This is a genomic window from Streptomyces viridifaciens (genome assembly GCF_001888885.2).
Classification (GTDB): domain Bacteria; phylum Actinomycetota; class Actinomycetes; order Streptomycetales; family Streptomycetaceae; genus Kitasatospora; species Kitasatospora aureofaciens.
The window spans coordinates 3,440,008-3,466,059 of sequence record NZ_CP090841.1 but is presented as its reverse complement, the minus strand read 5'-3'; the positions used below and the strand labels follow the sequence as shown (position 1 = coordinate 3,466,059).

The following is a 26,052-nucleotide window of genomic DNA, read 5'->3' as shown; positions in this document are numbered from 1 at the left end:
GTTCTGCACTAGAGGCAATGAATCTCTGAACTAGTGCAAAACAGCGAGGCTAAGCGAAGGGCCCCGCGGGACGAACCGTCCCGCGGGGCCCTCGAAGGCCGTCAGGCTCAGATGAACGAGTTGATCTGGATCGTCTCGTCGCGGCCCGGGCCGACGCCGATGGCGGAGATCGGCGCGCCGGACATCTCCTCCAGGGCCTTCACGTACGCCTGGGCGTTCTTCGGCAGCTCGGCGAAGGTCTTCGCCTTGCTGATGTCCTCGGTCCAGCCCGGCAGCGTCTCGTAGATCGGCTTGGCGTGGTGGAAGTCCGACTGGTTGTAGGGGAGTTCCTCGACCCGGCGGCCGTCGATCTCGTAGGCGACGCAGACCGGGATCTGCTCCCAGCCGGTGAGCACGTCGAGCTTGGTGAGGAAGAAGTCGGTGAGGCCGTTGACCCGGGTCGCGTAGCGCGCGATGACGGCGTCGAACCAGCCGCAGCGGCGGTCGCGGCCGGTGGTGACACCGCGCTCGCCGCCGATCCGGCGCAGCGCCTCGCCGTCCTCGTCGAGCAGTTCGGTCGGGAAGGGGCCGGAGCCGACGCGGGTGGTGTAGGCCTTGAGGATGCCGATGACCCGGTCGATCTTGGTGGGGCCGATGCCGGCGCCGGTGCAGGCGCCGCCCGCGGTCGGGTTCGACGAGGTCACGAAGGGGTACGTGCCGTGGTCGACGTCGAGCAGGGTGCCCTGGCCGCCCTCCAGCAGGACGACCTTGTTCGCCTTCAGCGCCTCGTCCAGGACGAGGGTGGTGTCGGCCAGGAAGGGCTTGATCTTCTCCGCGTAGCCCAGGTACTCCTCGACCACCAGGTCGGCCGGGATGGCGCGGCGGTTGTAGAGCTTGACCAGGATCTGGTTCTTGTCGTGCAGCGCCGCCTCGATCTTCTGGCGGAGGATCGACTCGTCGAACAGGTCCTGGACCCGGATGCCCACGCGGTTGATCTTGTCCGCGTAGGTCGGGCCGATGCCGCGGCCGGTGGTACCGATCCGGCGCTTGCCGAGGAAGCGCTCGGTGACCTTGTCGATGGTGCGGTGGTACGGGGTGATCAGGTGGGCGTTGCCCGAGATCAGCAGCTTGGAGGTGTCGATGCCGCGCTCGTTCAGGCCGTTGAGCTCGGAGAGCAGCACGCCCGGGTCGATGACGACGCCGTTGCCGATCACCGGCGTCACGTTCGGGCTGAGGATGCCGGAGGGGAGCAGGTGCAGGGCGTACTTCTGGTCGCCGATGACCACCGTGTGACCGGCGTTGTTGCCGCCCTGGTAGCGGACGACGTAGTCGACGGAGCCGCCGAGGAGGTCGGTGGCCTTCCCCTTGCCCTCGTCCCCCCACTGAGCGCCAACGAGCACGAGTGCCGGCACAGGCGTACACCCCTTCCGGTTGGGGCATCCTGCGTAGGCCGCAGTCTGCCCCGAGATAGACGAAGCCCCTGGCGCAATGGCGCAAGGGGCTCTTGCACCGAGAGATTACCTGAGGAAGGACCGGTCGTGTCGTCCCTGTCCACGCCTGGAACCGGCGGTCCCGAGCCCCTTCTACTACTGCTCGACCCGGCGGCCCGGCAGACCGACGGGGAGTCGGTGCGGATCGCGAAGGACGTGCTGTGCGGGGGTGCGGACGTCAAGGTGGCCTATCCGGAGAGCCCGTCGGAACTCGACCGGATGCTTTCGCACCGGGGCCGTCGGCGACCGGTGGTGATCGGTTCCGATCTCGCCCTGCAGCGGGTGCTCCAGGCACTGCACCGGCAGCGTGAGCTGGGCGCCGATCCGGTGGGCATGGTTCCGGTCGGCCGGGCGGAGGAGTTGGCGACGGCCCGCGCGCTCGGTGTGCCGGGCGAGCCGGTACGGGCGGCGCGGGCCGTGCTGTCGGGTGCGCCGCGCACCTTCGACCTGCTGGTGGACGACGGCGGCGGGGTGGCGCTGGGCGGGGTGCGGATCACCGGTGGCGCCCGGCGGCAGGTGGGCCGTACGGGTGGGTGGCGTTCGCTATGGGCGAAACTGGCTGCGGCCGAGCAGGCGAACGCACTCACCCCGGAGACGGCGGACCACAGCCCCCGGGTCCGGGTCGAGGCGGACGGCCGGCTGCTCGCCGACGTGCACCGCCCGGTCCGGCTGGTGCAGCTGACCCTCCAGGGCGCCGGGCGGACCGACCCGGCCGGCGCGGGGGTGCTCGAAGTGGTGGTCAGCGCGCCGGGCGCGCTGGTACGGGCGCGGGCGGCGAGCGTCTCGGTGGTCGGGCGCGGCTTCGGCTACGAGGCGGACGGCCACGCGGTCGGCCCGGTCCGCGCCCGGACCTGGACGGTCCACCCGGGCGCCTGGGGCCTGCTGCTGCCCGCGGCGTGACCACCACCCGCGAACCCCGCCCGCGAACCCCCGCCCGCGAGCCCGCCCGTGAACGCGCGCCGCACGACCTCCGCCCGTGAACGCCCGCTGAACCCCGGGTGAGCAGGCTCACGTTCGCGCCGCCCCGGCAACCACCGCTCCGCACACGGAAAGCCCCAACAGGCGCGAACCGCAAGGCCAACCGACGTCCGACGGAATTCCCCCACCCGAATTCCCGGCCCCGTAAGGGGTTTTGTCTACGCGCGTTACTCCGCGATCGCCGACCGAACCGGACGTCCCGGGTTCCGGAAGCCCTGGTCAACTGCCCTAGACTCGAAGGCGTGCCACGTGGTGACGGAAGACTCAACCACGATCTTCTTCCCGGCGAGAAAGGCCCCCAGGACGCGTGTGGCGTCTTCGGTGTCTGGGCTCCCGGCGAGGAGGTCGCCAAGCTCACGTTCTTCGGCCTTTACGCCCTGCAGCACCGCGGTCAGGAATCCGCGGGCATCGCAGTGAGCAACGGCTCCCAGATTCTCGTCTTCAAGGACATGGGGCTCGTCTCCCAGGTCTTCGACGAGGCCTCGCTGGGGTCGTTGCACGGGCATATCGCCGTCGGACACGCCCGCTACTCGACCACCGGTTCCTCGGTCTGGGAGAACGCCCAGCCGACCTTCCGGGCGACCGTGCACGGTTCGCTGGCCCTCGGGCACAACGGAAACCTGGTGAACACCGCCGAACTGGCGGCCATGGTCGCCGAACTGCCCGGCGAGGAGCACGTCTCGCGCTCCGGCCGGACCGCCGCGACCAACGACACCGACCTGGTGACCGCCCTGCTGGCCGGCCACCCGGACCTCTCCATCGAGGAGACGGCCAAGGTCGTGCTGCCCAAGGTCAAGGGCGCCTTCTCGCTCGTCTTCATGGACGAGCACACCCTCTACGCCGCCCGCGACCCGCAGGGCATCCGCCCGCTGGTGCTCGGCCGGCTGGAGCGCGGCTGGGTGGTCGCCTCCGAGACGGCGGCGCTGGACATCTGCGGCGCCTCCTTCATCCGCGAGGTCGAGCCCGGCGAGCTCATCGCCATCGACGAGAACGGCATGCGCACCTCCCGCTTCGCCGAGGCGAAGCCCAAGGGCTGCGTGTTCGAGTACGTCTACCTGGCCCGCCCCGACACCTCCATCGCCGGCCGCAACGTGCACCTCTCCCGGGTGGAGATGGGCCGCCGACTGGCGAAGGAGGCGCCCGTCGAGGCCGACCTGGTGATAGCCACGCCCGAGTCCGGCACCCCCGCCGCGATCGGCTACGCCGAGGCCAGCGGCATCCCGTACGGCTCCGGCCTGGTGAAGAACGCCTACGTGGGCCGCACCTTCATCCAGCCCAGCCAGACCATCCGCCAGCTCGGCATCCGGCTCAAGCTCAACCCGCTGCGCGAGGTCATCCAGGGCAAGCGCCTGGTGGTCGTGGACGACTCGATCGTGCGCGGCAACACCCAGCGCGCGCTGGTGAAGATGCTGCGCGAGGCGGGCGCCGCCGAGGTGCACATCCGGATCTCCTCGCCGCCGGTGAAGTGGCCCTGCTTCTTCGGCATCGACTTCGCCACCCGCGCGGAGCTGATCGCCAACGGCATGACCATCGAGGAGATCGGCCGCACGCTCGGCGCCGACTCGCTCGCGTACATCTCGATCGACGGCATGATCGAGGCCACCAAGCAGCCCAAGGACAAGCTCTGCCGGGCCTGCTTCGACGGCGAGTACCCGATGGAGCTGCCGGACCCGGCGCTGCTCGGCAAGCTCCTGCTGGAGGCCGAGATCAAGGGCGGCCAGCAGCAGCCGGCCGTCCGCGGCAAGCCGACCAGCGGCAGCGACCTGGACGGCGTCCAGTCGCTGCTCGGCGGGGCGGGCGCGGCCGACGCGCTGCGCCGCCCGTAACGAACGCACGGTGGGGTCCCGCGAACCGGGGCCCCACCGCTGTTTCCGAACCACCCCCACCTGACCCGAAAGGGCCGCACGCAGTGACCAGCAACCAGAACGGCGCCACCTACGCCGCCGCCGGTGTCGACATCGAGGCGGGCGACCGCGCCGTCGAGCTCATGAAGCAGTGGGTGAGGAAGGCCAACCGCCCCGAGGTGGTCGGCGGTCTCGGCGGCTTCGCCGGCCTCTTCGACGTGTCCGCCTTCAAGGACTACGAGCGGCCGCTGCTGGCCTCGGCCACCGACGGCGTGGGGACCAAGGTGGCCATCGCGGCCGCCATGGACAAGCACGACACCATCGGCCACGACCTGGTCGGCATGGTCGTGGACGACATCGTGGTGTGCGGCGCCGAGCCGCTGTTCATGACCGACTACATCTGCGTCGGCAAGGTCGTCCCGGAGCGGGTCGCCTCGATCGTCAAGGGCATCGCAGAGGGCTGCGCGCTGGCCGGCTGCGCCCTGGTCGGCGGCGAGACCGCCGAGCACCCGGGCCTGCTCGGCCCGGACGAGTACGACGTCGCGGGCGCCGGCACCGGTGTGGTCGAGGCCGACGCGCTGCTGGGCTCCGAGCGGGTCCGGGCGGGCGACGTGGTGATCGCGATGGCCGCCTCCGGCCTGCACTCCAACGGCTACTCGCTGGTCCGCCACGTGCTGCTGAACCAGGCCGGCTGGAAGCTGGACCGCAAGGTCGAGGAGTTCGGCCGCACCCTCGGCGAGGAGCTGCTGGAGCCGACCCGGATCTACTCGCTGGACTGCCTGGCGCTCACCCGCGCGACCGAGGTGCACGCCTTCTCGCACGTGACCGGCGGCGGCCTGGCGGCCAACCTGGCCCGGGTCATCCCGGACGGCCTGCACGCCCGCCTGGACCGCGGCACCTGGACCCCGCTGCCGGTCTTCCGGACCGTCGCCGAGGTCGGCAAGGTGGCCACCCTGGAGCTGGAGAAGACGCTCAACATGGGTGTCGGCATGGTCGCCGTCGTCCCGCCGCACTCGGTGGACGTGGTGCTGTCGATCCTGGAGGACCGCGGCGTCGAGGCCTGGCTGCTCGGTGACATCGTCGAGCGCACCGACGAGCACACGGAGGGCGCGGCCCTCTACAACGCCTACGAGGGCTTCACGGCGGGCTGACGGCCCGTCCGGCCCCGTTGACGGCAGAGGCCCCTCCGGTGCACCGGAGGGGCCTCTGCCGCACGTCTGCGGCGGTCACCCTGGCCTGGCAACCGACGGCTGTCGTCCGCGACGGCGCCGGATCCGCCCGGAGGAACGCCGAAGACCGGTCCGGCACCCAGGGGCGCCCGGACCGGTCCGGCGAAGCTGTGGGTTACGAGCGGCGGGATGCCCGCGACGGCCCGTTGCCCGGCTCGTTGTCGTCCTCGTCGTCGAGGTCGGCGTAGCGGGCGGCGTACTCCGCGTACGGGTCGTCGTCCTCCTCCTCCTCGATCGGCTCCGGGTCGATCGAAGCGGTGGACGGCGATACGCCCAGCTCGTTGGACAGACGGTTAGCGTCGAACCCGCCGCTGTTGTACTTCAGCTCGCGGGCGACCTTCGTCTGCTTGGCCTTGGCCCGGCCGCGCCCCATGGGTCGACCCCCTCAACGATGGGGCTCACGGCCCCGAGTCTGACACGTGTTCATGATCAGGACCGGCCTGCCCGAATGGGAGGACCGTCCCTTGGAGCATTAACGGTACCTGTTTCCGCCGCTGGACGGTACGTCGTCGGTGTGACGTGGCGCGCACCGACTGCACCAACGACCGGGTCTTCCCAGGTCAGAGGAGGTTTTGCGGCGTTTTGCACGCTGTCCGGAGGTGTTCGGGGTCCGTCGTTCCAGGACCGATTATCCCCCCTGGGGGGGCCTGGGATCACCCGTTCGGGCGGAGAAGTGAGAATCCGGTTCCACATCGTGATGCGCGGGGGGCCGACGGTGACGGCCCCCCGCGCACCGGCTCACCGGAGCGGGCCCGGTCAGCCGCGGCGGGCGCCCGGCAGCAGGACCGTGCGCAGCGCGCTGATCTCGCGCATCCGCTTCTCGGCCAGGCGGTCGGCGGCGACCGCCGGCGGGACGCCGTCGGCGGCTGCCCGGGTGAAGATCTCCAGGGTGGTGTCGAAGATCTTGGTGGCCTTGTTCTTGGCCCGCTCGAAGTTGAAGCCGTCGATCTCGTCGGCGACCTGGATCACGCCGCCGGAGTTCACCAGGTAGTCGGGGGCGTAGAGGATGCCGCGGTCGGACAGGTCCTTCTCGACGCCCGGGTGGGCCAGCTGGTTGTTGGCCGCGCCGCAGACGATGGAGGTGCCGAACTCGCTGAGCGCCGCGACCACGGGGTCGGTCAGCGCGCCGCCGAGGGCGCAGGGGGCGTAGACGTCCAGCTTGGCCCGGAGCAGGGCGGTGGTGTCGGCGACCACCTCCACCTCCGGGTGGGCCGCGCGCACGCGGTTGACGGCGGCCTCGAAGGGGTCGGTGACGACCACGGTGGCGCCGTCCGCGACCAGGTGGCCGACCAGGTAGTGGCCGACCTTGCCGACGCCCGCGACGCCGACCCGCTTGCCGCGCAGGGTGGGCTGGCCCCAACGGGCCTGGGCGGAGGCGCGCATGCCCTGGAAGACGCCGAAGGCGGTCAGGATCGACGAGTCGCCGGCGCCGCCGTGCTCGGGCGAGCGGCCGGTCACGAACTCGGTCTCGCGCGCGATGACGTCCATGTCCTGGACGTAGGTGCCCACGTCGCAGGCGGTGATGTAGCGGCCGCGCAGGGACTCGACGAAGCGGCCGTAGGCCCGGAGCATCGCCTCGTTCTTGTCCTTGTTCGGGTCACCGATGATGACGGCCTTGCCGCCGCCGAGGTCGAGGCCGGCGAGCGCGTTCTTGTAGGACATCCCGCGGGAGAGGTTCAGCGCGTCCTCCAGGGCCGCCTCCTCGGAGGCGTACGGGAAGAAGCGGGTGCCGCCGAGGGCGGGGCCGAGGGCGGTGGAGTGGATGGCGATGATCGCCTTGAGCCCGGAGCTGCGGTCGTGGCAGAGGACGACCTGCTCGTGGCCGTCGCCGGGGGCGCCGTCCTGCTCGGTGCGGAAGATCCTGCTGAGCACGCCGGGTGCGGGGTGCGTGGCCGGGGTCTGTACGTCGGTCACTGTGGTGACTCCAGTATCGAAAGGCCCGCTGCTGTGGTGCGGGCGCCTAAGCCGAAGAGTAGTCGGGCGGGGGCCGCTGATCCGCCGTCTTGTCCGAGCTTGTGCCGGTTGTCCGAAGGGTGAGACGGAGGAGCTCGCGCGGTGCGGGGACGAACGGTTCGCAGGCGCGCCCTCCCGGCGCCGCGCGGCGCGTGCGACCATGCAGGACGTGACCGTCGTACGCACTTCCGTACTGCCGCCCTACGCCGCCCACCTGCGCGTCTACGAGCCGCTGGCGGCCTACCCGGAACCCGAGCGGGCGGACTGGCAGGCCTACGCGGCGGAGCACGGGCCGGACGCGTCGGCGGCCGAGCAGTCGGTGGCCGCGGCGGTGCTGGAGGAGCAGCGGGAGGCGCTCGCGGAGCTGGCCGCCCGCACGCCGAGGGCGCTGCCGGAGAAGGAGAGCGGGCGGGCGTACCTGCGGATCGTCGACGGCGTACTGTACGTGTGCCCGTGGGCGACCAGGCTGCGCAGCTGGCAGGCGCTGGAGGAGCTGCGGGCGGGGGCTCCGGTGGCGCTGCTGGACACCGCGGTGCCGCCGGTGACCAGGGCGGCCGCCGAGGCGGACCGGGAGCGCTGGCTGGCCGGGCACCCGGACGCCCGGCCGTGGATCCTCACCAGCCGGTGGGAGGTGCCGGTGCGCTGGTTCCTCCCGTTCGGGGACGAGGACCGTTGCTTCGTGCCGGGGGGTACGGACGGGGAGGGAGTGGAGGGGGAGCGGGGGAGGCCGGCGGCGCTGTTCTACCTGGTGCCGATGGCCCAGGCGCGGCGCCGGGTGGCGCGGGCCTACCGGGCTCTGCGCGAGGCGGTGCCGGAGGGGGAGTTGGTGCGCGGGGCGGAGCAGGTCGGGCGGTGGCTGGAGGAGTTCCACCCGCGCTCGCTGGTGGAGCTGGACTACGGGGGGCTGGTGCATCTGCTGGGGCCGGAGAGGCTGTTGGCGGACCGTTCGGCGGGGGAGCTGGAGGACGGGCTGCGGGCGCTGCGGGCGGGGGACACCGCCGAGGCGCTGCGCGCGTACGGGGAACTGACGGTGCGCTGGCGGCGGGTGCTTGCGCTGCGGCAGGCGAACTGACGTCCGACCGCCCGTGTATGACTGGGAGGGGTCTTTGGTCCGCAACGGCTCCGACCAAGGTCCCGGTTCGGGTCAATAGCTGCCGAACGTGACACTACTCACCGTTGACGCGAACTTACCCCTATGTGCAAAAATGGGACAACCAGCCCAACTTCACGTGAGCGTGCCCACTTTTGGGTGGTTCTGGAGTCGATGCGTGCTTTGCGGGGAAACGGAGGGTCTGGTCCCCTCGTAACCGGACGTCACTGTCGAGTGACTGTCCGTTATGGGGTGGTCCATCGCCATCCGTCGGCCTTGAACCCGTGAGGGGTCAATTTTGGCGGTTTGGTCGATAGGGCTGGACGGATGGTGTAGTTGTAGACACCAGGACAAGCCGTTCGTCCTATAACCGACTCGGTCCGTCTATGCCATTTAGGGCATCGCGGGCCAAGGTGCAGAATTTGAAGGATAGAACCGCCCTGGTTCGGTTCTCCCGAGGAGGCCGCTCATGACCGCTCGTACCCCTGATGCTGAGCCGCTGCTGACGCCGGCGGAGGTTGCCACCATGTTCCGCGTTGACCCGAAGACGGTCACCCGCTGGGCCAAGGCGGGCAAGCTGACGTCGATCCGCACGCTCGGCGGTCACCGTCGTTACCGTGAGGCGGAGGTGCGTGCCCTGCTGGCCGGGATTCCCGCTCAGCGCACTGAGGCCTGATTAGGCCGAAGGCTCTTTCAAAGGGGCCGCTGACCGGACTCCGCCGGGTCCGGTCAGCGGCCCCTTTGTCGTGCCCGGAGCGCGCTTCGCGAGGGTCGGAATGCTGAACTCCGGATAACGATTTGGTGCACGTGGTGCGGGGGGGATTTACAGTGAATAGAAGTGCAATTTTACATATTAAATTAGTGGACTCAAGAACCGACTGTTTCCGGGGTCGTTCCCGGGGGCATCGAGTGGCGACGATCACAGCACCTGCCGCTTGTGGCCCGGACCTGGTGCCTGGTAGAAGCCGAAAACCAAAAGCGAGAGGCCCGGAACCTTACGGTTCCGGGCCTCTCGCGCTACGGCGATCCCGACGGGACTTGAACCCGCGACCTCCACCTTGACAGGGTGGCGAGCTAACCAACTGCTCCACGGGACCAGAGTTTTCTGATCTCGTTCACTCGCTTGCCGCGCTGCGAACAAGACAGATCGTAGCCCATGGTGGGCCTCCAGGTCGAACTGGCTCCTGAAGGCCCCACCGCGCACCCGCAGCTCAGGGCGCCGCCCGGGTCACAGGGTCGCCCGGGCCGCCTCCATCGCCTTCATGATCCGCTTCTCCGAGACCGGGCTCGGCGTGCCCAGCGACTGGGCGAAGAAGCTGACCCGCAGCTCCTCGATCATCCAGCGGATCGCCCGCACCTCCTCGGAGGGCTGCCGCCCGGGCGGTACGGCCGCCAGCAGCTCCCCGTACGCCTGCTGCACCTGCTGGACCTTCAGCAGCTGCTGGGCGTCCCGCTGCGGGTGGTTGGGCAGCGCCTCCAGCCGGCGGTCCACCGCCAGCAGGTAGCGCTTGAGGTCGGGCAGCCGCTGCCAGCCGGTGGCCGTCACGAAGCCCGGGTGCACCAGCGAGGCCAGGTGCAGCCGGACGTCGTTCACCGCGTTCAGCAGCACCGGGCTGCTCACCGACTTCAGCCGGGTCGAGGCCTTGTGGAAGGCGATCAGCGCGGTGGCCGTCTTCAGCGTGGTGTCCGCGGACAGGTCGTACAGGTCCGCCCGCACCTTGTCGTGCAGCTTGCCGAAGGCCGCCTCGTCCCAGGCCGGGCCGCCGGCCAGGGCCATCAGCCGGTCCGTCGCGGCCGAGACGACGTCCTCGAACAGGGCGTTGATCGAGCCGTGCGGGCTGTGCGAGAGCGCCAGCTTCGCCTGGTTGCCCAGCCGGCCCTGGATCGACTTGGCCGGGGAGGTGGTGGTCAGCATCAGCAGTCGGCGCGTCCCCTCCCACATCGCGTGGGCCTGGGCCTCCGGGGTGTCGAACAGCTTCACGCCCACCGAGGAGCCCTCGTCCACCAGCGCCGGGTAGGCGCGCAGCGAATGGCCGCGCGAGCGCTGCTCGAAGGTGCGCTGGAGCACCGGCAGCCCGGCCGGCCAGGCGGTCAGGCCGCTCTGCTCGATGCCCTTGCCGGAGGCTGCAGAGGAGAGCGTCTCCTTGAGCTTGGGCTTGAGCTTCAGCCGCAGCTCCTCCAGGTCCTTGGACTCGGCGAGCCTGCGCTTGCCGTCCACCACCCGGAAGGTCACCTTGAGGTGTTCCGGCACCCGCTCGTCGTCCCAGGCCTCCGGCGGCACCGTGACGGCCGTCAGGCGCTTCAGGGCGTGCTCCAGGGACGGCAGCAAGGGCTCCTGGCGGTCCTTCACCTGGCGCAGGGCCGCCTTGGCGAAGTCCGGGGCCGGCACGAAGTTGCGCCGGATCGCCTTGGGCAGCGACTTGATGTACGCGGTGACCAGCTCCTCCCGCAGGCCGGGGATCTGCCAGTCGAAGCCCTCCGCGGTGACCTGGTTGAGCACCGGCAGCGGGATGTGGACGGTCACGCCGTCCGCGTCGCTGCCCGGCTCGAACTGGTAGGTCAGCTTGAAGCGCAGCTTGCCCTGCTGCCAGTAGTCCGGGTAGTCGGCCTCGGTGACGCCGTCCGCGGCGTCGTTGATCAGCATCGACTTCTCGAAGTTCAGCAGGTCCGGCTGCTCGTGCCGGGCCTTCTTCCACCAGGAGTCGAAGTGCCGGGTGGAGACGACCTCGTCGGGCAGCCGGGCGTCGTAGAAGTCGAACAGGGTCTGGTCGTCCACCAGGATGTCCCGGCGGCGGGCCCGGTTCTCCAGCTCCTCGACCTCGCCGAGCAGCTTGCGGTTCTCGGCGAAGAACCGGTGGTGGGTCTCCCAGTCGCCCTCGACCAGCGCGTTGCGGATGAACAGCTCGCGGCAGAGCTCCGGGTCGATCCGGCCGTAGTTGACCTTGCGCTGGGCGACGATCGGCATCCCGTAGAGGGTCACCTTCTCGTACGCCAGCACGGCGCCGGCCTTCTTCTCCCAGTGCGGCTCGCTGTAGCTGCGCTTGATCAGGTGCCCGGCCAGCGGCTCGACCCACTCGGGCTCGATCTTCGCGTTGATCCGGGCCCACAGCCGGGAGGTCTCCACCAGCTCGGCCGACATCACCCAGCGCGGGGGCTTCTTGAACAGGCCGGAGCCCGGGAAGACCGCGAAGCGGGCGCCGCGGGCGCCGCCGTACTCGCGCTTCTCCACGTCGAACAGGCCGATGTGGGAGAGCAGCCCGGCCAGCAGCGACTGGTGGATCCGGTCGGCGTCCGGCTCGGCATCGGGGTGAGGCTCCTCGATCGTCACCCCCAACTGCTTGGCGACGGTGCGCAGCTGGGTGTAGACGTCCTGCCACTCCCGTATCCGCAGGTAGTTGAGGAACTCCGACTTGCACATCCGGCGGAACGCCGAGGAGGAGAGCTCCTTCTGCTGCTCCCGGACGTAGCGCCACATCGCCAGGTAGGAGAGGAAGTCCGAGGTCTCCGAGGAGAACCGGCGGTGCCGCTCGTCGGCGGCCTGGCGCTTCTCGGCGGGGCGCTCGCGCGGGTCCTGGATGGACAGCGCGGCGGCGATCACCATGACGTCGCGCACGCAGCCGTTGCGGTCCGCCTCCAGCACCATGCGGGCCATCCGCGGGTCCACCGGGAGCTGGGCGAGCTTGCGGCCGAGCGCGGTCAGGCGCTTGCGCGGGTCCTTCTCGTCCGGGTCCAGCGCGCCCAGCTCGTGCAGCAGGTGGACGCCGTCCTTGATGTTGCGCGAGTCCGGCGGGTCCAGGAACGGGAAGGCGGAGATGTCGCCCAGGCCGGCCGCGGTCATCTGGAGGATCACCGAGGCGAGGTTGGTGCGCAGGATCTCGGCGTCGGTGAACTCGGGGCGGGAGAGGAAGTCCTCCTCCGAGTACAGCCGGATGCAGATGCCGTCCGAGGTGCGGCCGCAGCGGCCCTTGCGCTGGTTGGCGCTGGCCTGGCTGATCGCCTCGATCGGCAGCCGCTGCACCTTGGTGCGGTGGCTGTAGCGGGAGATCCGGGCGGTGCCCGGGTCGATCACGTACTTGATGCCGGGGACGGTCAGCGAGGTCTCGGCCACGTTGGTGGCCAGCACGATCCGGCGCAGGTTGGAGCGCTGGAACACCCGGTGCTGCTCGGCCGAGCTGAGGCGGGCGTAGAGCGGGAGGACCTCGGTGTTCCTCAGCTTCAGCTTGGTGAGGGCGTCGGCGGTGTCGCGGATCTCGCGCTCGCCGGAGAGGAAGACCAGGATGTCGCCCGGGCCCTCGTCCTGCAGTTCCTGGGCGGCGTCGCAGATCGCCTGGATCTGGTCGCGGTCGCGGTCCGCCTCGTCGGCCTCGTCCTCGCCGTCGTCGATCACCGGGCGGTAGCGGACCTCGACGGGGTACGTCCGGCCGGAGACCTCGATGATCGGAGCGTCGCCGAAGTGCCGGGAGAAGCGCTCGGGGTCGATCGTCGCGGAGGTGATCACGACCTTGAGGTCGGGGCGGCGGGGGAGCAGCTGCTTGAGGTAGCCGAGCAGGAAGTCGATGTTGAGGCTGCGCTCGTGCGCCTCGTCGATGATCAGGGTGTCGTACTGGCGCAGATCGCGGTCGGTTTGGATCTCCGCCAGCAGGATGCCGTCCGTCATCAGCTTGACCAGGGTGTCCTGGCCGACCTGGTCGGTGAACCGGACCTTCCAGCCGACCGCCTCGCCGAGCGGGGTGTCCAGCTCCTCCGCGACGCGCTCGGCCACCGTACGGGCGGCGATCCGGCGCGGCTGGGTGTGACCGACCAGACCGCGCACGCCACGGCCCAGCTCCAGGCAGATCTTCGGGATCTGGGTGGTCTTGCCGGACCCGGTCTCACCTGCGACGATCACCACCTGGTGGTCCCGAATGGCCGCCAGGATGTCGTCCTTCTTCTGACTGACCGGAAGCTCGGCCGGGTACGTGATCTTCGGCACGGCGCCCCGGCGCTGCTCGACCAGCAGCTCGGCGCGGTCGATGTCGGCGGCGATCTCGGCGGCGATCTTCTGCCTGGCCTCGGGTTTGCGGACCCTGCGGGCCCCCTCCAGCCGGCGCCCGATCCGCACCTCGTCGCGCAGGGTCAGCTCGGGCAGGCGGGCGGCCAGCTCACCGATTCCGGGACCCTCGGCGGGTACGGGGGCGGACTGGACTGCGGGAGAACTCACTGCGGGCATCCCTCTAGGTTCGCAAGGAGGCACGGCGGAGCGCACCTCGGTTTTCGAGCCCCTCCAGTGTCACAGCCGCCGGTGGCGAATCGCGAACGACTGGTCGCGAATCGCGAACGACTGGTCGCGGACGCCGGGCAACGATCGGCGGCGGTTCCGGGCTCTGGGGGTTCGAGGAGGTGCTCATGGGAGCCCAGAAGACCGCCCGGGACGACGAGTTCCGGGCGTTCGCCGGCAGCGCGTGGTCACGACTGCTGCGGACGGCGTACCTGCTGGCGGGGGACCGCCACGGCGCCGAGGACCTGGTCCAGCAGGCCCTGGAACGGGCCTACGTCCACTGGACCAAGGTGCGCGCCGCGGACGACCCGAACGCCTACGTGCGCCGGATCCTGGTCAACGAGCACGCCCGGCGGTTCCGGCGCAGACCGGCCGAGTACCTGGTCGAGGCCTTCCCCGACCGGCCCGCCCCGACCGGGCCCGACCCGGACGCCCGGGCCGTGCTGCTCGCCGCGCTCGCCGCCCTGCCGCCCCGCCAGCGGGAGGCCGTCGTGCTGCGGTACTGGGAGGACCTCAGCGAGTCCCAGACCGCGGCGGCCATGGGCTGCTCGGTCGGCACGGTCAAGAGCCAGGCGGCCAGGGGGCTGGCCAAGCTCCGGGAGACCTCCTCACTCAGCGAGCTGACGACCGTCGGAGGCGGAAGATGAGCAACGAGGACATGGCCGGGGCCGAGGCCGCGGCGTCGTACGGGTTGAGCGAGGTGGCCGAGAGCATCGAGATCGGCGCCGTCCCGTACGACCGGCTGCTGGCCGGGGGCCGGCGCAGGCTGCGGCGCCGGCGGCTGCTGACCGGTGGCGCGGGCGCGGTGCTGGTGGTGGCGGTGGCCGGGGCGGGGACGGCGATCGGCGGGTACGGGCGGGAGGCCGGCGGCGCCTCGGTGGCGGCCGTGTCCTCCGCGGCCGCGCTCGTTCCGGGCAGGTCGTCGGTGTCGGGCACGCCGTCGGCCTCGGCCTTCCCCTCGCCGGTGGCCTCGCCGTCCCCGGTGGTCGCACCAGCGGCTACGGCCACCCCGGCGGCCATCCCGACGGTCACGCCGGCCGCTTCGGCCGCTTCGTCGCGGACCCCGCGGGACCCGTTCACCCCGGTCCGGGCCAAGATCGGCGAGGGCGCCGTCAACGGCCACACCATGGAGGTCTGGGTCGCCCTGTGGCCGGCGGCCCCGACCGCGCAGGACGGCCTCAAACAGGGTGAGCTGATCTGGAGGGAGCGGCGTGCCGCCGACCCGACGCTGCCGGCCGACCCCGCGGAGAGCGGAAACCCGGTCTGGGACCTGCAGGCCGACCGGGTCGACGTCTACCTGGTCGCGGACGGCAAGCGGCAGCCCGGGGACTTCGTGGACGCGACCACCGCTCCGGGCGGGACGGCGAAGGACGACACGGGCCCCACCAAGGGCGTGATGCTCAACCGGGTGACCGGGGAGGCGAGCCGGCCGGACATGGTGGCCGTCTCGGTCGGACCGGAGGTCGCCAGGGTCGTGGTCAGCTGGAAGACCGGCGGCTCCGTGGCCGCGGTCCCGGTCGCGGTCGGGGACTCCCCTGTGCACTGGTACGCCGTCGTCCGCAGGCTGGGCTCCACCGGCAACACCGGCAACACCGCCACCTCCTTCGCCGCGGACGGGTCGGTGCTGGGGGTCCGGAACACCTGGTGGTGACCGGCGGCGGGACACGGGTCGAGCCACCGCCGCACCCGGTTGTCCGTGCCGTGCGGCACAGTGGGCCCCGGATGTGACCGGGTGTCAACTGTGCGGGAGGCGGCCGTCGATGAGCGTGGCGACGGGCCTGTCGGCCGGCCGGGTGGGGCTTCGGGGTCTCCGTGACCACCGCCGGCACCGGGTCCGCCTCGCCAGGCCGCTACGGCCGGAGGGCGGCTTCGTCGGCGTCCGGGAGCCAGTCGCGGGACGGGTCGTACTCCAGCCACCGGCTTCGGGCGGCCTCGGCGGTGAACGCCCTCAACAGGCGGTCCAGTTGGCCGTCGCTCTCGGGTGCCCGGTCGGTCCGCCAGAGCAGTGACCAGGCGTACAGCGGGGTCGGATCGGCCAGCGGGACGGTGCGGACACCCGGGCGGTCCGGCAGCGGGCCGTCGGCGGGCACCAGGGAGAAGCAGCCCGGATCGGCGGCGACCTGATCGAGGAAGTGCTCCAGGCCCAGATTGGTCGAGCCGACCCGGGCGGTGACGTCGAACCGGGCGGCGAAGCGGGTCAGGAAGTCCAGCCGGTCCACCGCCGCCGGATAGCGCAGCACACTGCTGCGCAGCTCCGCCGGGCTCAGGGTGTCGCGGTCGGCCAGCGGATGGTCCGCGCTCAGCAGCGCGTCCACCGGTTCCAGGCGGACCAGCCGGTGCGTCAGCCCGGCGTCGGCGCCGTCCGGCAGGGCGTGCACCCGGCCGAACCCGGCGTCCGCCTCCCCGCGCAGCAGCGCCGCCGCCACCGACGGCAGGTCCCGCCCCGGCACCGGCTCCACCTCCAGGCCGGGTGCCGCGTCCACCGCCTGTGCGAGGGTGCGCATCGGGGCGTACAGGTGTCCCCACACGTCGATCCGCAACGGCCGTCCGGTTTCCTGTGCGGCGGCCACTGCCAGGTCCCCCTGGGTGAGCACTCGCCGTGCGGGGCCCAGGAAGCGGGTTCCGGCTGCGGTCAGGGCGACGCCTCGGGCGTCGCGCTCCAGCAGGCGCAGGCCGAGGGCGGCCTCGAGGCGGGCGATGCGCTTGGAGAGGCCTTGTTGGCTGATGGCCAGGCGGGTGGCGGCTCGGCCGAAGTGGAGTTCTTCGGCGGTGGTCACGAAGGCTCGTACCTGTCCCAGATCCAGATCCACCTGGGGAACCCTAGCGGGGGGTTGTTGTTGGGGGTGGGGGCTCCCGGGAGGGTGGGTGACGCCGGGGCGCACCCCTCTCGCCCTGGTTGGGTGGGGTGCGGCTGTGACAGCTGATGGTTGTCGTCGCTGTCCGGTGGTTGTTGGACCGGGGGGCGGTGGGGGCGGTGGAGTGGGGGCTCCGACGAGGTGAGGAGCGGGGATGAAGGCGCTGGTGGCGACGGGGGACGCGGTGGAGCCGGTGCGGTTCGCGGAGGTGGAGCAGCCGCAGCCGGGGCCGGGGGAGGTGTTGGTGAAGGTGGAGGCCTTCTCGGTGAACCGGGGGGAGACGTTCCAGCTGGAGGCGCCCAGGGACGGGTGGCGGCCGGGGAAGGACGTGGCCGGGCTGGTGGTGCAGGCTGCGGCTGACGGGTCGGGGCCTGCGGTGTGTCGGCGGGTGGTGGGGCATCCGCCGGCGGCGGGGTGGGCCGAGTACGTGTGTGTGCCGGTGTCCTCGCTGGCCGAGCTGCCGGACAGCGTGGATGCCGTACGGGCGGCCGCGCTGCCGTTGGCGGGGTTGACCGCGTTGCGGCTGCTGCGCACGGTGGGGGCGGTGGCCGGGCGGCGGGTGCTGTTGACCGGGGCGTCCGGTGGGGTGGGGCACTACTTCACCGAGCTGGCCGCGGCGGCGGGGGCCGAGCTGACCGTCGTGACCGCTTCGCCGGAGCGCGGCCGGCGGCTGGCCGAGCTGGGGGCGGCCGAGGTGGTGCACGGGCTGGGTGAGGCCCGGGGCCCGTACGACCTGGTGCTGGAGTCCACGGGTGGGGACAACCTGCCGTTGGCGCTGGCCCGGCTGGACCGGCGCGGGACGCTGGTCTGGTTCGGCCAGGCCTCGCGCACGCCGGCCACGCTGAACTTCTTCGACTTCTTCGCCGGTCCCGAGTCGGCCGCCCTGCGGCACTTCCACTACGCCGACTCGGACGTCCCGGACGGCGAGGACCTGGCCACCCTGGTGCGCCTGGTGGGGGCGGGCCGGCTGACCCCGGAGATCGGCCTGGTCGCGCCCTGGGAGCGGACCGCGACCACCCTCACCGACCTGCGTGACCGGCGGATCCGCGGCAAGGCCGTGCTGACCGTCGCCTGATTGCCGGAAAAGGAGCTTTCATCGTGTCCTTCGTCGACACCCCCGGTCTGCTGCCCGCGTTCATCGCGGAGACCCGACCGCGTGCCCACGGCGCCGGTCTCGACCTGTACGAGTACGACCGGGTGACCGGGGCGCTGGGTTCGCTGCGCGACTGGCCGGCCGCGTTCGGCGCGGTCGGGCGCCGGTACGCCGCTGAGGCCGGGATCGCCGCTGCCCAGGGTCGTACGGTCACCGCGGGTGGCGCCTACCGCAGTGCCGCCCGCTGGTTCCACGCGGCCGGGCTGATGCCGCACCCCGACCGGGCGGGCGCCGCCCGGCTGGCCGCCGAGGCCGACGAGGCGATGCGGCAGTCGCTGGCGCTGCTGGAGCCGGAGGCGGCGAGGGTCGAGGGTGAGGGCTTCGCGGGCTGGCTGCGGCGCCCGGCGGAGTCCGGCGGTCCGGTGGTGCTGATCGTGCCGGGCATGGACTCCTCGAAGGAGGAGTTCCACGCGCTCGCCGACGCGCTGCTGGCCCGGGGGATCGCCGTGTTGGCGATCGACGGGCCCGGGCAGGGCGTGCTGGCGGCCACCAGTGCGCCGGAGCCGGACTACCACCGGGTCGTGGGCCGGGCGCTGGACGCGCTCGCGGCGCACGACGGCCTGGACCTCGGCCGCACCGCCCTGGTCGGGCTCAGCCTGGGCGGTTACTACGCGGCGATGGCCGCCGCCCACGAGCCGCGGCTGCGCGCCGCCGTGGCGGTCAGCGGTCCGTACCGGCTGGACTGGGCGGACCTGGTGCCGTTCGTCACCGAGACCCTCGGCCAGCGCTGCGGCGGCCCCGAGGCGGCCCGGGCCTTCGCCGACCGGCTCGACCTGACCGGGCTCGCGCCGACCATCACCCTGCCGCTGCTGGTGGTCGAGGGCGGCGAGGACCGCATCCCCGGCGTCACCAACGCCACCGTCCTCGCCGAGCACGCGCCGAACGCCGAGCTCCTCCTCGTCCCGCACGGCAACCACCTGCTCGGCACCGCCCTGCCCGACTGGCTCCCCGCCACCGCGGACTGGCTCGCCGCCCGGCTCGCCCGGTGAGGGGCGGTCGGGCGGCGGCTGAGGAGGGGAACGCCCCCGGCCTGATCACCTCTGCCGTCCGGGGAAGGCCGCTGTCGAGCGCCGTCGTCCGGATCGGTTGGCGTCAGCGTTGGCGTCAACCGGCGGCGGGGAGCACGAGCCGGCGCGGATCAGTACGGCAGCAGGTCGCTCGTGACCAGGTCGAAGTCGAACGGCTCGGGGATGCGCAGCGTCTCGCCGAAGTCGACGTCCTCACGGCGGTGGTACTTCGTACCGTCGGGTCGGCTGAACAGGGTCACGGTCTTCTGCCTGGCGTCGACCAGCAAGTACAGCGGGATGCCCATCAGGGGGTAGTCGCGAACCTTCCCCACCCAGTCGTTCTCCGGGTTCGAGGGGGAGACCAGCTCGACGGCGACCGCGGCGAGCTCGGACGGGACCTGGTTGTCGGACGTTTCCAACGCCTCACTCGGAAGGTATGTCAGGTCCGGATTGCGGCTCTTGCCGACGTTGGGCGAGACGAGGTCGGTGTTCTCACTCGGCAGCAGGTCGACCGGGGCGTGCCTGTCGAACTGGCGGCGGACCAGTAGCAGGTTTCGCTGGTGGATGCCCGAGGGGCTGACCATCATGACGATGGTGTCGCCCGAGATCTCCACCTTGAATCCGTCGGGCAGGCTCCGGCGGGCTTCTTCGAGAAGTGCGAAGTGCTCCGGGTTCATGCGCGGTCTCCTGGGGTATGCCGGGCAACACCCTCAGAGTAGTCCGGCGCTGGGGCTGTGACGGCCTTCGTGCGCGGTGTTCCGAGACTCCCGCGGACGTTTTCGCCCCACGCCCGGGACGAGAGCGACGTGCTGCGGCTGAACGCTTCGGCTACCCGCGGCGGAGGTCCACGAAGGAGGAACCCCAGCCGGCGCACGGCTGGGGTTCCTCGATGCGGCGAGTGCCGGTCAGCGGGTGGAGCCGCCCGCGGCGTGAACCGCTCGGTTACGCGCCGGCGGGCCGCACCCGATCGCGATCACCGTGGATCAGGCGGGGTCAGCGCTGGAGGGTGAGGACGCCGGGCCGCCACGGCAGTCGGTCGTAGGAGCCGGTCGCGGTGGGGGACTTGCCCTGGTAGAGGAGCTGGAGGTTGCAGGGGTCGATGGTCATGGTCTGGTCGGGGTTGTTGCGGACGAGGTCGCCGTGGCTGATGTCGTTGGTCCAGGTGGCACCGCTGTTGGCCTTGCCCGCGAAGGGGTGGTCCTCGGTGGCGGCCTGCGGGGTCCAGGAGCCGTTCAGGCTGGAGGCGGTGAAGGAGCGGAAGTAGCGCTGCTCGTTCGCGCCGCGGGCCTCGACGAGCATGAGGTACTGGTTCCGGTCCTTGACCTTGTAGACCTGCGGGGCCTCGAAGAGGTTCTTCTCCGAGTCGCTCATGACCGTGGTGTAGGAGGAGCCGAAGTTGCCCGGGAAGTTTCCGATGGGCATGCTCGCCCGGTAGATGCTGCCGTTGTCACCGGCGAAGAACAGGTACATGTTCTGGTCGTCACCGATCAGCGTCTGGTCGATCGGACCGGTGCCGGAGTTGGGGATGCCGCCGGTGAACAGCGGCTGCGGCGCGGACCAGCCGTTGGGGTTGGTCGGGTCGCTGGATGTGCGGTAGACGAACGGCCACTGACCCCACTGGTACGCCAGCACCCAGATCTTCTTCGGTGCGAAGTAGAACAGGGTGGGCGCCACCGCCTTCTCGTTCATCCCGGTCTGCCCGGCCGAGGCCATGTCGGACCAGTTGGTGAAGGGGGCGAAGGCCATCGAGCCGTACGAGGAGCCGTTCACGTTCGACGCGTAGACCAGGTGCTTGCCGTTGTAGACCACGTCGGTGAAGTCCTTCACCGCGGCCCAGCCGTTCGCCGGCTGCGCCAGCGCTCCCGTCGAGGACCAGTGGTACGTCGACGGGAGGGTGCAGGTGCCGCCGGCCGCCGGTGCGGACGAGCCGAGGTTCCAGTGTTGGTTGGCGGCGCCCCAGGAGTCCCAGATCTGGACGGAGGTGCCGTTGGCGCTCTGGCCGCCGGGGAGTTCGAGTGCCCGGCCGCTGGCGACGTTGATCAGGGTGTAGGAGCCGTCGGCGTTGCGGTCGGCACGCCAGTGCTGGTTGGCACCGCCGTTGGCGTCCCAGACCAGCGGCTTCGTGCCGTTGGCCGTCCGGCCGCCGGGCTCGTCCAGGACCCGGCCGCTGGCGAGGTTGGTGAACGTGTAGGAGCCGTCGGCGTTGCGGTCGGCGCGCCAGTGCTGGTTGGGCGCGTCGCCGTTGGCGTCCCACACCTGAAGCGGGGTGCCGTTGCCGTTCTGCCCGGCGGGCTCGTCCAGGACGCGCCCGCCGACCGCCGCGGAGAGCGAGTAGACGGTGCCGGAGCTGATGCCTCCGCCCTGGGTGCCGCCGCCACCGCTGCTGCCGCCGCCGAGGGCGGTGAGCGCCGCGGCGTAGGCGGGCTTCTTTTTGCCACTGGCGTCGAACAGCAGCGGGTTCTCGCCGCCGCGCCACGAGTCGCTGTCGCGGATGCCCCACACCGAGATGCCCGTGCAGCGGGCGACGTTGAGGCAGTCACGGACGGTGTCGGTGTACGCGCTCGCGGGGGCCTGGGCGATGTCGAGCTCGGTGATCTGGACGTCCACGCCGAGCGCGGCGAAGCTCGACAGCGTGGTCTGGAAGTTCGCCGGCGGCCCGCCCGCGCCGAAGTGGCTCTGGAACCCGACGCAGTCGATCGGCACGCCACGGGACTTGAAGTCCTTGACCATGCCGTAGACGCCCTGGGTCTTGGCATCGGACCAGTTCTCGATGTTGTAGTCGTTGTAGCAGAGCTTCGCCCCGGGGTCGACGCCCCGGGCGGTGCGGAACGCCTCTTCGATGAAGCCGTTGCCCAGCACGTTCTGGAACACCGAGCTGCGGTGCTGGCCGCTGGGGCCGTCGGCGAAGGCCTCGTTCACCACGTCCCAGGCGTAGATCCTGCCCTTGTAGTGGGTCATTTCCTGCGTGATGTGGTTGTCCATGACGCTGCGCAGGGTGTTGGCGTCGTTGATCGAGCCGACCCAGCCGGGCAGCTGGGAGTGCCAGACCAGGGTGTGGCCGCGCATCTTCTGGCCGTGCGCGGCGGCGTGGTCGACGATCGCGTCGGCGGGGCCGAAGTTGAACGAGCCCCGGGAGGGTTCGGTGCTGTCCCACTTCATCTCGTTCTCGGGGGTTATCGCGGTGAACTCCCGGTCGAGGATGGTGGAGTACGTCGAGTCCCCGAGCCTGCCCGCGGCCACCGCCGTGCCGAAGTAGCGGCCGCTGCCGGCCGCCCCCGTGCCCAGCGTGGTCGGCGTGCTGGAGTTCGAGGTGAACGCGGCCTGAGCGACCAGCGGTACGGCGGCACCCACGGCAGCGAGGACAACGGCGGCGGCGAGGACGCGGCGGGTTACCGGACGGCGGCGATGAGAGCGGTTCTGATCTGACAAAGGCTTGTCCTTCTGGCGCTGGGGGCCTCCGTCTAGTGCCCCGGTTACCCGTCAGTTGCCGTGCCGGATCGAAAGGTTGCCGTTCGGGAAGAAGAATCTTCCGTCGAGCGGACCGGCGCGGCCCTCATCCCGTCGGGGGTACCTCTCCTCCCCGCGGTGAGACGTGCACCCGGCGGCGGCGCGCCCGGCAGGAGGAACACACTTCGGCACGGCAACCTTTCATCCGCCGACGGCAACTGATGGAGAATCGGCCCGCGCCCGCGGGCCGCCGCTCCAGAAGGACGGACCGTTGCCAGATCTCGACCGACGCACACACCGCCGACGCCCGGCGACCCGTCGCGTGCTCGCCACCGCCGGCGTCCTCGCCGTCATGGGCGCCGCCGTCCCCCTGGTCGCCCAGGCCACGCTGACCCCGAAGGCCCACATGCGATCGACCGTGCCGGCCGGAACAGCGACCGGTGACACCCGCTATGTCACCGAGCCCGCACTGCCCACCACCGTCTGTGCCACCGTTCCCGCCGCCCGGACCATGCCCACCCGCGCTACCGACCAGGGCAGCGAAACCACCCCACCGGACACGATCCGCATCCAGCATGCCCTCGACACCTGTGCCCAGACCGGACAGCAGACGGTGGCCGTCCGGCTGCAGGCGACGGACTCCGGCCACAACGCCTTCCTCACCGGACCGCTGGCCGTCCACCGAGGCGAAGTCCTGCTGCTGGAAAGTGGTGTCACCCTCTACGGCTCACGTAACCCCGCCGATTACCAGATCAGCGGCAAGCCGCGCTGCGGCACCCTCGCCTCCTCCGGCGGCGGCTGCAAACCACTGATCAGCGTCGCCGGAGCCAACGCCGGCATCGAGGCCGTCCGCGCCGCCGACGGCAGCCAGGGCCGCATCGACGGCCGCGGCGACCAGACCGTCCTCGGCACCACCACCAGCTGGTGGCAGCTCGCCACCGACGCCCAGAAAGCCGGATCCAACCAGAACAACCCCCGCCTGATCCAGGCCGACGACTCCGACAACTTCACCCTCTACCACGTCGACCTGCTGAGCTCCCCCAACTTCCACGTCGTCTACAACGGTGGCAACGGCTTCACCGCCTGGGGCGTACGCATCAAGACCCCCGCCGGCGCCCGCAACACCGACGGCATCGACCCGGCCGGCGCCACCAACGTCACCATCACCGACTCCTTCATCATGGACGGCGACGACGGCATCGCCATCAAGGGCGGCAACAGGTCCAGCAGCAACATCACCGTGACGAACAACCACTTCTACGGCACTCACGGCATCTCCATCGGCAGCGAGACCACCAGCGGCGTGACCAACGTCCTCTTCCGCGACAACACCCTCACCGGAACTGATGCCCTCGGCACCACCAGCGGCTCCAGCACCGGCATCCGCATCAAGAGCTCGCCCGCCAACGGCGGCAGGGTCACCGGCGTCACCTACCTGAACACCTGCCTCGACGCCGTCCGCGCCCCGCTCGTCTTCGACACCCACTACTCCGGCGGCAGCGGCCCCAACGCACCCTGGTTCACCGGCATCACCGTCGACGGTGTCACCGCGACCCACTCCCCCAGCGGCGCGAAATCCACTCTCGTCGGACTGGACAGGACCCGCCCGCTCGAACTGACCCTGCAACACGTCAACCTCGACGTCACCACGGCGACCGCCGCCAACGCCCGCATCACCGCCACCGACACCAACCTCCATCCGTCCGGCCCCGACGTCACCCTGACCACCACCAACGGCCCGGGCGCGGCCCCCACCTGCACCTTCCCCGCTTTCCCCGCCCTCTGACACCACCACCGGCCGGGCCGCACCAGCTCCTGCGGGCTCATGGGGAAGACTCGGGGCATGCCCCTCGAGGCCCCGGCCGCGCACCAGAAGAACGACTGTGGCCCCGCCGAAGGACGGGGCCACGGCCGTTCCTCCGCCTACTTGAGCGCTGCACCGCCGGAGTTGTGGTACGCGATCGTCTTGTTGATCAGGTTTCCGCCGTCGGTCTCGGCCGTGGTCTGTTCCTGCTGCCCCGCGCCGAAGAGCAGACCGGCGATGTGCGCGTTCGCCACCTGGTCCATGTGCGCGAAGAACCAGTCCACCTTGTCGTCCTTGTAGTGGTTGAGCGTGTTGTTCTGCGCCATGTTGCCCACGGGGATCTGCCACAGGACCACCGGCTTGCCCACCGACTCGGCCATCGTCTTGTAGAACGACAGTTGCGCGGCGGCCTTCTGGTCGGTCCAGAACTTGTCGAGGCCGCCGTGGGCGGGCTGCGCGTACCAGCCCGCGTCGCGGTCCGACACGTCGGTGGCCAGGAAGTCGGCGTTCTGTGCGCCGAGTTGGGCGTAGTCCTTCACACACTGCGGGGTGTTCTGCTGCCAGTCGAAGCAGGACAGGTGCATGCCGACGGCGGTGTTCGGAGCGTACTTGTGCGCCATCGAGATCAGGCACTGGGCGAGTCCGGCGGCGCTGTTCTCCTGCGATCCGCAGTCCGTCGGGTCCGCGGCCGTGACCTGCGCGGCGACGTGGTGCGGGTCGCCGAGCGACCGGACGTAGCCCCAGAAGTCGGGCTCGAGGTCGATCATGTCGTGCGAGGTGCCGATCTTCTGGAGGAAGAAGCGGTAGTCGTTCAGGTACCGGGTGAGCAGGTCGGCCCTGTTGATGGCCTGGACCTCGCCCGGACCGTCGCCCTGGCCCGCCGCGTCGCCGAGGTCACGCAGCGAGTACCAGGTCCAGAGGAACTTCTGCGGACGCGGCTTGCCCTGGTAGGTCTCCTGAGCCGCCTTGGCGTCCCGCCAGGTCACGTACGTGCCGGGTGCCGTGGTGCTGCCGTTCCAGCAACCCCACCAGCCCGTCCACCCGTCCTGGCAGCGGGCCGCCGTGTAGTAGTCCGAGGAGGGCGCGGGCTGGCTGTGCACGTAGGCGTACTGCACGTCGAACGGTGCGGCGTTCGCCGATGCGTCGGACATCGAGCCGCCGATCAGCACCGTGTTGCTGCCCATGAAACTCTTCGCCGAGTTGTTGCCGCCGCCGGCCGGAGCCGCCGGCGGCGCCGACGTCGGGTGGTTACCACCCGGGGCCTGGCTCGTCGGAGCGCTGCCGCCCGGCGTGGCGGGCTTGGGGGGCGTGGCGCTGCTGCCGGAGCCCCCGGTGTTCCCGGTGCCTCCCGCGCCGCCGGCCGGGACGAGCTGCCACTGCTGGTTGGCGCCGTTCCAGTCGTGGTACTGGGCGATCTGGCCCCCGTCGGTCTTGGAGCCGAGCGGGACCTCGACGGCCTTGCCGTTGAAGGTGTTGATCAGACGCACGTAGCCGTCCGACGACTTCTCCAGGTGGAACTGCTGGTTGGCGCCGTTGAGGTCACGCCACTGCCTCACCTGGGAGCCTTCGGCCTTCGACCAGCCGTAGTCGTCCAGCACCTTTCCGGAGTACCGGTTCTGCAGCCGGTAGTTCCCGTCACCCGCGTCGAGGAACTTCCACTGCTGGTTCGCCGCGCCGGTGCGGCTCCACTGCACCACCGGGGCGCCGTCGTACGCGCCGTAGCCGTAGTCGTCCAGCACCTGGCCGGTGCTGCGGTTGACCAGCAGGTACCAGGGGCTCGTGTCCACGGACACGGTGCCCGCCGAGGCCGTGTTGACCACGGCCACGGAGGCGCCCACGACCGCCAGGCCGACAGCCGCCCAGAAACCCCGGCGCTGGTACAGCCGACGGGCGCGATGCGACGGACGGGCTCCGCGCCCGTGGCCGCCCACCCGCGCGACGCCACTGACGGCGTGGGGTGGGCGGG

18 protein-coding genes and 1 tRNA gene are annotated in these 26,052 nt (G+C 71.1%); 10 read left to right on the top strand and 9 right to left on the bottom strand.

Annotated features, from left to right (window positions below):
* Nucleotides 1–107 precede the first annotated feature (107 nt).
* Complete coding sequence (locus BOQ63_RS22485; RefSeq protein WP_030289500.1) at nucleotides 108–1,391, bottom strand: adenylosuccinate synthase; 1,284 nt, start codon at nucleotides 1,389–1,391, stop codon at nucleotides 108–110.
* 126 nt (nucleotides 1,392–1,517) lie between these two features.
* Here BOQ63_RS22485 and BOQ63_RS22480 point away from each other — a divergent pair, with 126 nt between their 5' ends.
* The 3 genes from BOQ63_RS22480 to purM all read left to right on the top strand — a co-directional run bounded on the left by BOQ63_RS22480 (nucleotide 1,518) and on the right by purM (nucleotide 5,442).
* Nucleotides 1,518–2,369: a diacylglycerol kinase family protein gene (locus tag BOQ63_RS22480; RefSeq protein ID WP_030289499.1), complete on the top strand. Its 852-nt coding sequence runs from the start codon at nucleotides 1,518–1,520 to the stop codon at nucleotides 2,367–2,369.
* A gap of 320 nt (nucleotides 2,370–2,689) precedes the next feature.
* Nucleotides 2,690–4,273, top strand: coding sequence for an amidophosphoribosyltransferase (gene purF / locus BOQ63_RS22475; RefSeq protein WP_030289498.1), 1,584 nt, complete (start codon nucleotides 2,690–2,692; stop codon nucleotides 4,271–4,273).
* 83 nt (nucleotides 4,274–4,356) lie between these two features.
* Nucleotides 4,357–5,442 carry a phosphoribosylformylglycinamidine cyclo-ligase gene (gene purM, locus BOQ63_RS22470; RefSeq protein ID WP_030289497.1) on the top strand — a complete coding sequence of 362 codons (1,086 nt, stop codon included), beginning with the start codon at nucleotides 4,357–4,359 and terminating at the stop codon, nucleotides 5,440–5,442.
* Nucleotides 5,443–5,635: 193 nt separating this feature from the next.
* Here the strand turns inward: purM and BOQ63_RS22465 are convergent, their stop codons facing one another.
* Both BOQ63_RS22465 and BOQ63_RS22460 read right to left on the bottom strand, forming a co-directional pair.
* Nucleotides 5,636–5,893, bottom strand: coding sequence for a DUF3073 domain-containing protein (locus tag BOQ63_RS22465; RefSeq protein ID WP_030289496.1), 258 nt, complete (start codon nucleotides 5,891–5,893; stop codon nucleotides 5,636–5,638).
* Between the two features lie 383 nt (nucleotides 5,894–6,276).
* Nucleotides 6,277–7,434, bottom strand: a complete 1,158-nt coding sequence (locus BOQ63_RS22460; protein WP_072654856.1) for a Glu/Leu/Phe/Val dehydrogenase dimerization domain-containing protein — start codon at nucleotides 7,432–7,434, stop codon at nucleotides 6,277–6,279.
* Between the two features lie 208 nt (nucleotides 7,435–7,642).
* Here BOQ63_RS22460 and BOQ63_RS22455 point away from each other — a divergent pair, with 208 nt between their 5' ends.
* Together BOQ63_RS22455 and bldC are read left to right on the top strand one after the other, a co-directional pair.
* Nucleotides 7,643–8,545, top strand: a complete 903-nt coding sequence (locus BOQ63_RS22455; protein WP_465389164.1) for a DUF8083 family protein — start codon at nucleotides 7,643–7,645, stop codon at nucleotides 8,543–8,545.
* A 487-nt stretch (nucleotides 8,546–9,032) separates the two neighbouring features.
* Nucleotides 9,033–9,239, top strand: coding sequence for a developmental transcriptional regulator BldC (gene bldC, locus BOQ63_RS22450; protein WP_014137253.1), 207 nt, complete (start codon nucleotides 9,033–9,035; stop codon nucleotides 9,237–9,239).
* A 347-nt stretch (nucleotides 9,240–9,586) separates the two neighbouring features.
* Here bldC and BOQ63_RS22445 read toward each other — a convergent pair.
* Nucleotides 9,587–9,660 (bottom strand) — tRNA-Asp (locus BOQ63_RS22445).
* 131 nt (nucleotides 9,661–9,791) lie between these two features.
* Nucleotides 9,792–13,772 carry an ATP-dependent RNA helicase HrpA gene (gene hrpA, locus BOQ63_RS22440; RefSeq protein WP_072654855.1) on the bottom strand — a complete coding sequence of 1,327 codons (3,981 nt, stop codon included), beginning with the start codon at nucleotides 13,770–13,772 and terminating at the stop codon, nucleotides 9,792–9,794.
* Nucleotides 13,773–13,948: 176 nt separating this feature from the next.
* On the opposite strand from hrpA, the gene BOQ63_RS22435 reads away from it, so the two are divergent.
* Both BOQ63_RS22435 and BOQ63_RS22430 read left to right on the top strand, forming a co-directional pair.
* Nucleotides 13,949–14,467, top strand: a complete 519-nt coding sequence (locus BOQ63_RS22435; RefSeq protein ID WP_030289489.1) for a SigE family RNA polymerase sigma factor — start codon at nucleotides 13,949–13,951, stop codon at nucleotides 14,465–14,467.
* Nucleotides 14,464–15,471 (top strand): hypothetical protein, encoded by a 1,008-nt coding sequence (locus BOQ63_RS22430; RefSeq protein ID WP_150476059.1) that lies wholly within the window; start codon nucleotides 14,464–14,466, stop codon nucleotides 15,469–15,471. Before BOQ63_RS22435 ends, BOQ63_RS22430 begins: the two co-directional genes overlap by 4 nt.
* 199 nt (nucleotides 15,472–15,670) lie before the next feature.
* Here the strand turns inward: BOQ63_RS22430 and BOQ63_RS22425 are convergent, their stop codons facing one another.
* Nucleotides 15,671–16,630 carry a LysR family transcriptional regulator gene (locus BOQ63_RS22425; protein ID WP_030556702.1) on the bottom strand — a complete coding sequence of 320 codons (960 nt, stop codon included), beginning with the start codon at nucleotides 16,628–16,630 and terminating at the stop codon, nucleotides 15,671–15,673.
* A gap of 199 nt (nucleotides 16,631–16,829) precedes the next feature.
* Between BOQ63_RS22425 and BOQ63_RS22420 the strand changes: the two genes are divergently transcribed.
* Nucleotides 16,830–17,750, top strand: a complete 921-nt coding sequence (locus tag BOQ63_RS22420) for a zinc-binding dehydrogenase (protein WP_030555279.1) — start codon at nucleotides 16,830–16,832, stop codon at nucleotides 17,748–17,750.
* 23 nt (nucleotides 17,751–17,773) lie between these two features.
* Nucleotides 17,774–18,817: an alpha/beta hydrolase family protein gene (locus tag BOQ63_RS22415; protein ID WP_079183708.1), complete on the top strand. Its 1,044-nt coding sequence runs from the start codon at nucleotides 17,774–17,776 to the stop codon at nucleotides 18,815–18,817.
* Between the two features lie 149 nt (nucleotides 18,818–18,966).
* Here the strand turns inward: BOQ63_RS22415 and BOQ63_RS22410 are convergent, their stop codons facing one another.
* Nucleotides 18,967–19,512, bottom strand: coding sequence for a Uma2 family endonuclease (locus BOQ63_RS22410; RefSeq protein WP_030289478.1), 546 nt, complete (start codon nucleotides 19,510–19,512; stop codon nucleotides 18,967–18,969).
* 316 nt (nucleotides 19,513–19,828) lie between these two features.
* Nucleotides 19,829–22,264, bottom strand: coding sequence for a non-reducing end alpha-L-arabinofuranosidase family hydrolase (locus BOQ63_RS22405; protein WP_072654853.1), 2,436 nt, complete (start codon nucleotides 22,262–22,264; stop codon nucleotides 19,829–19,831).
* 289 nt (nucleotides 22,265–22,553) lie between these two features.
* Here BOQ63_RS22405 and BOQ63_RS22400 point away from each other — a divergent pair, with 289 nt between their 5' ends.
* Nucleotides 22,554–24,068, top strand: coding sequence for a glycoside hydrolase family 28 protein (locus BOQ63_RS22400; RefSeq protein WP_150476057.1), 1,515 nt, complete (start codon nucleotides 22,554–22,556; stop codon nucleotides 24,066–24,068).
* Nucleotides 24,069–24,205: 137 nt separating this feature from the next.
* On the opposite strand, the gene BOQ63_RS22395 is transcribed toward BOQ63_RS22400, so the two are convergent.
* Complete coding sequence (locus BOQ63_RS22395; protein ID WP_223886015.1) at nucleotides 24,206–25,924, bottom strand: RICIN domain-containing protein; 1,719 nt, start codon at nucleotides 25,922–25,924, stop codon at nucleotides 24,206–24,208.
* Nucleotides 25,925–26,052 lie beyond the last annotated feature (128 nt).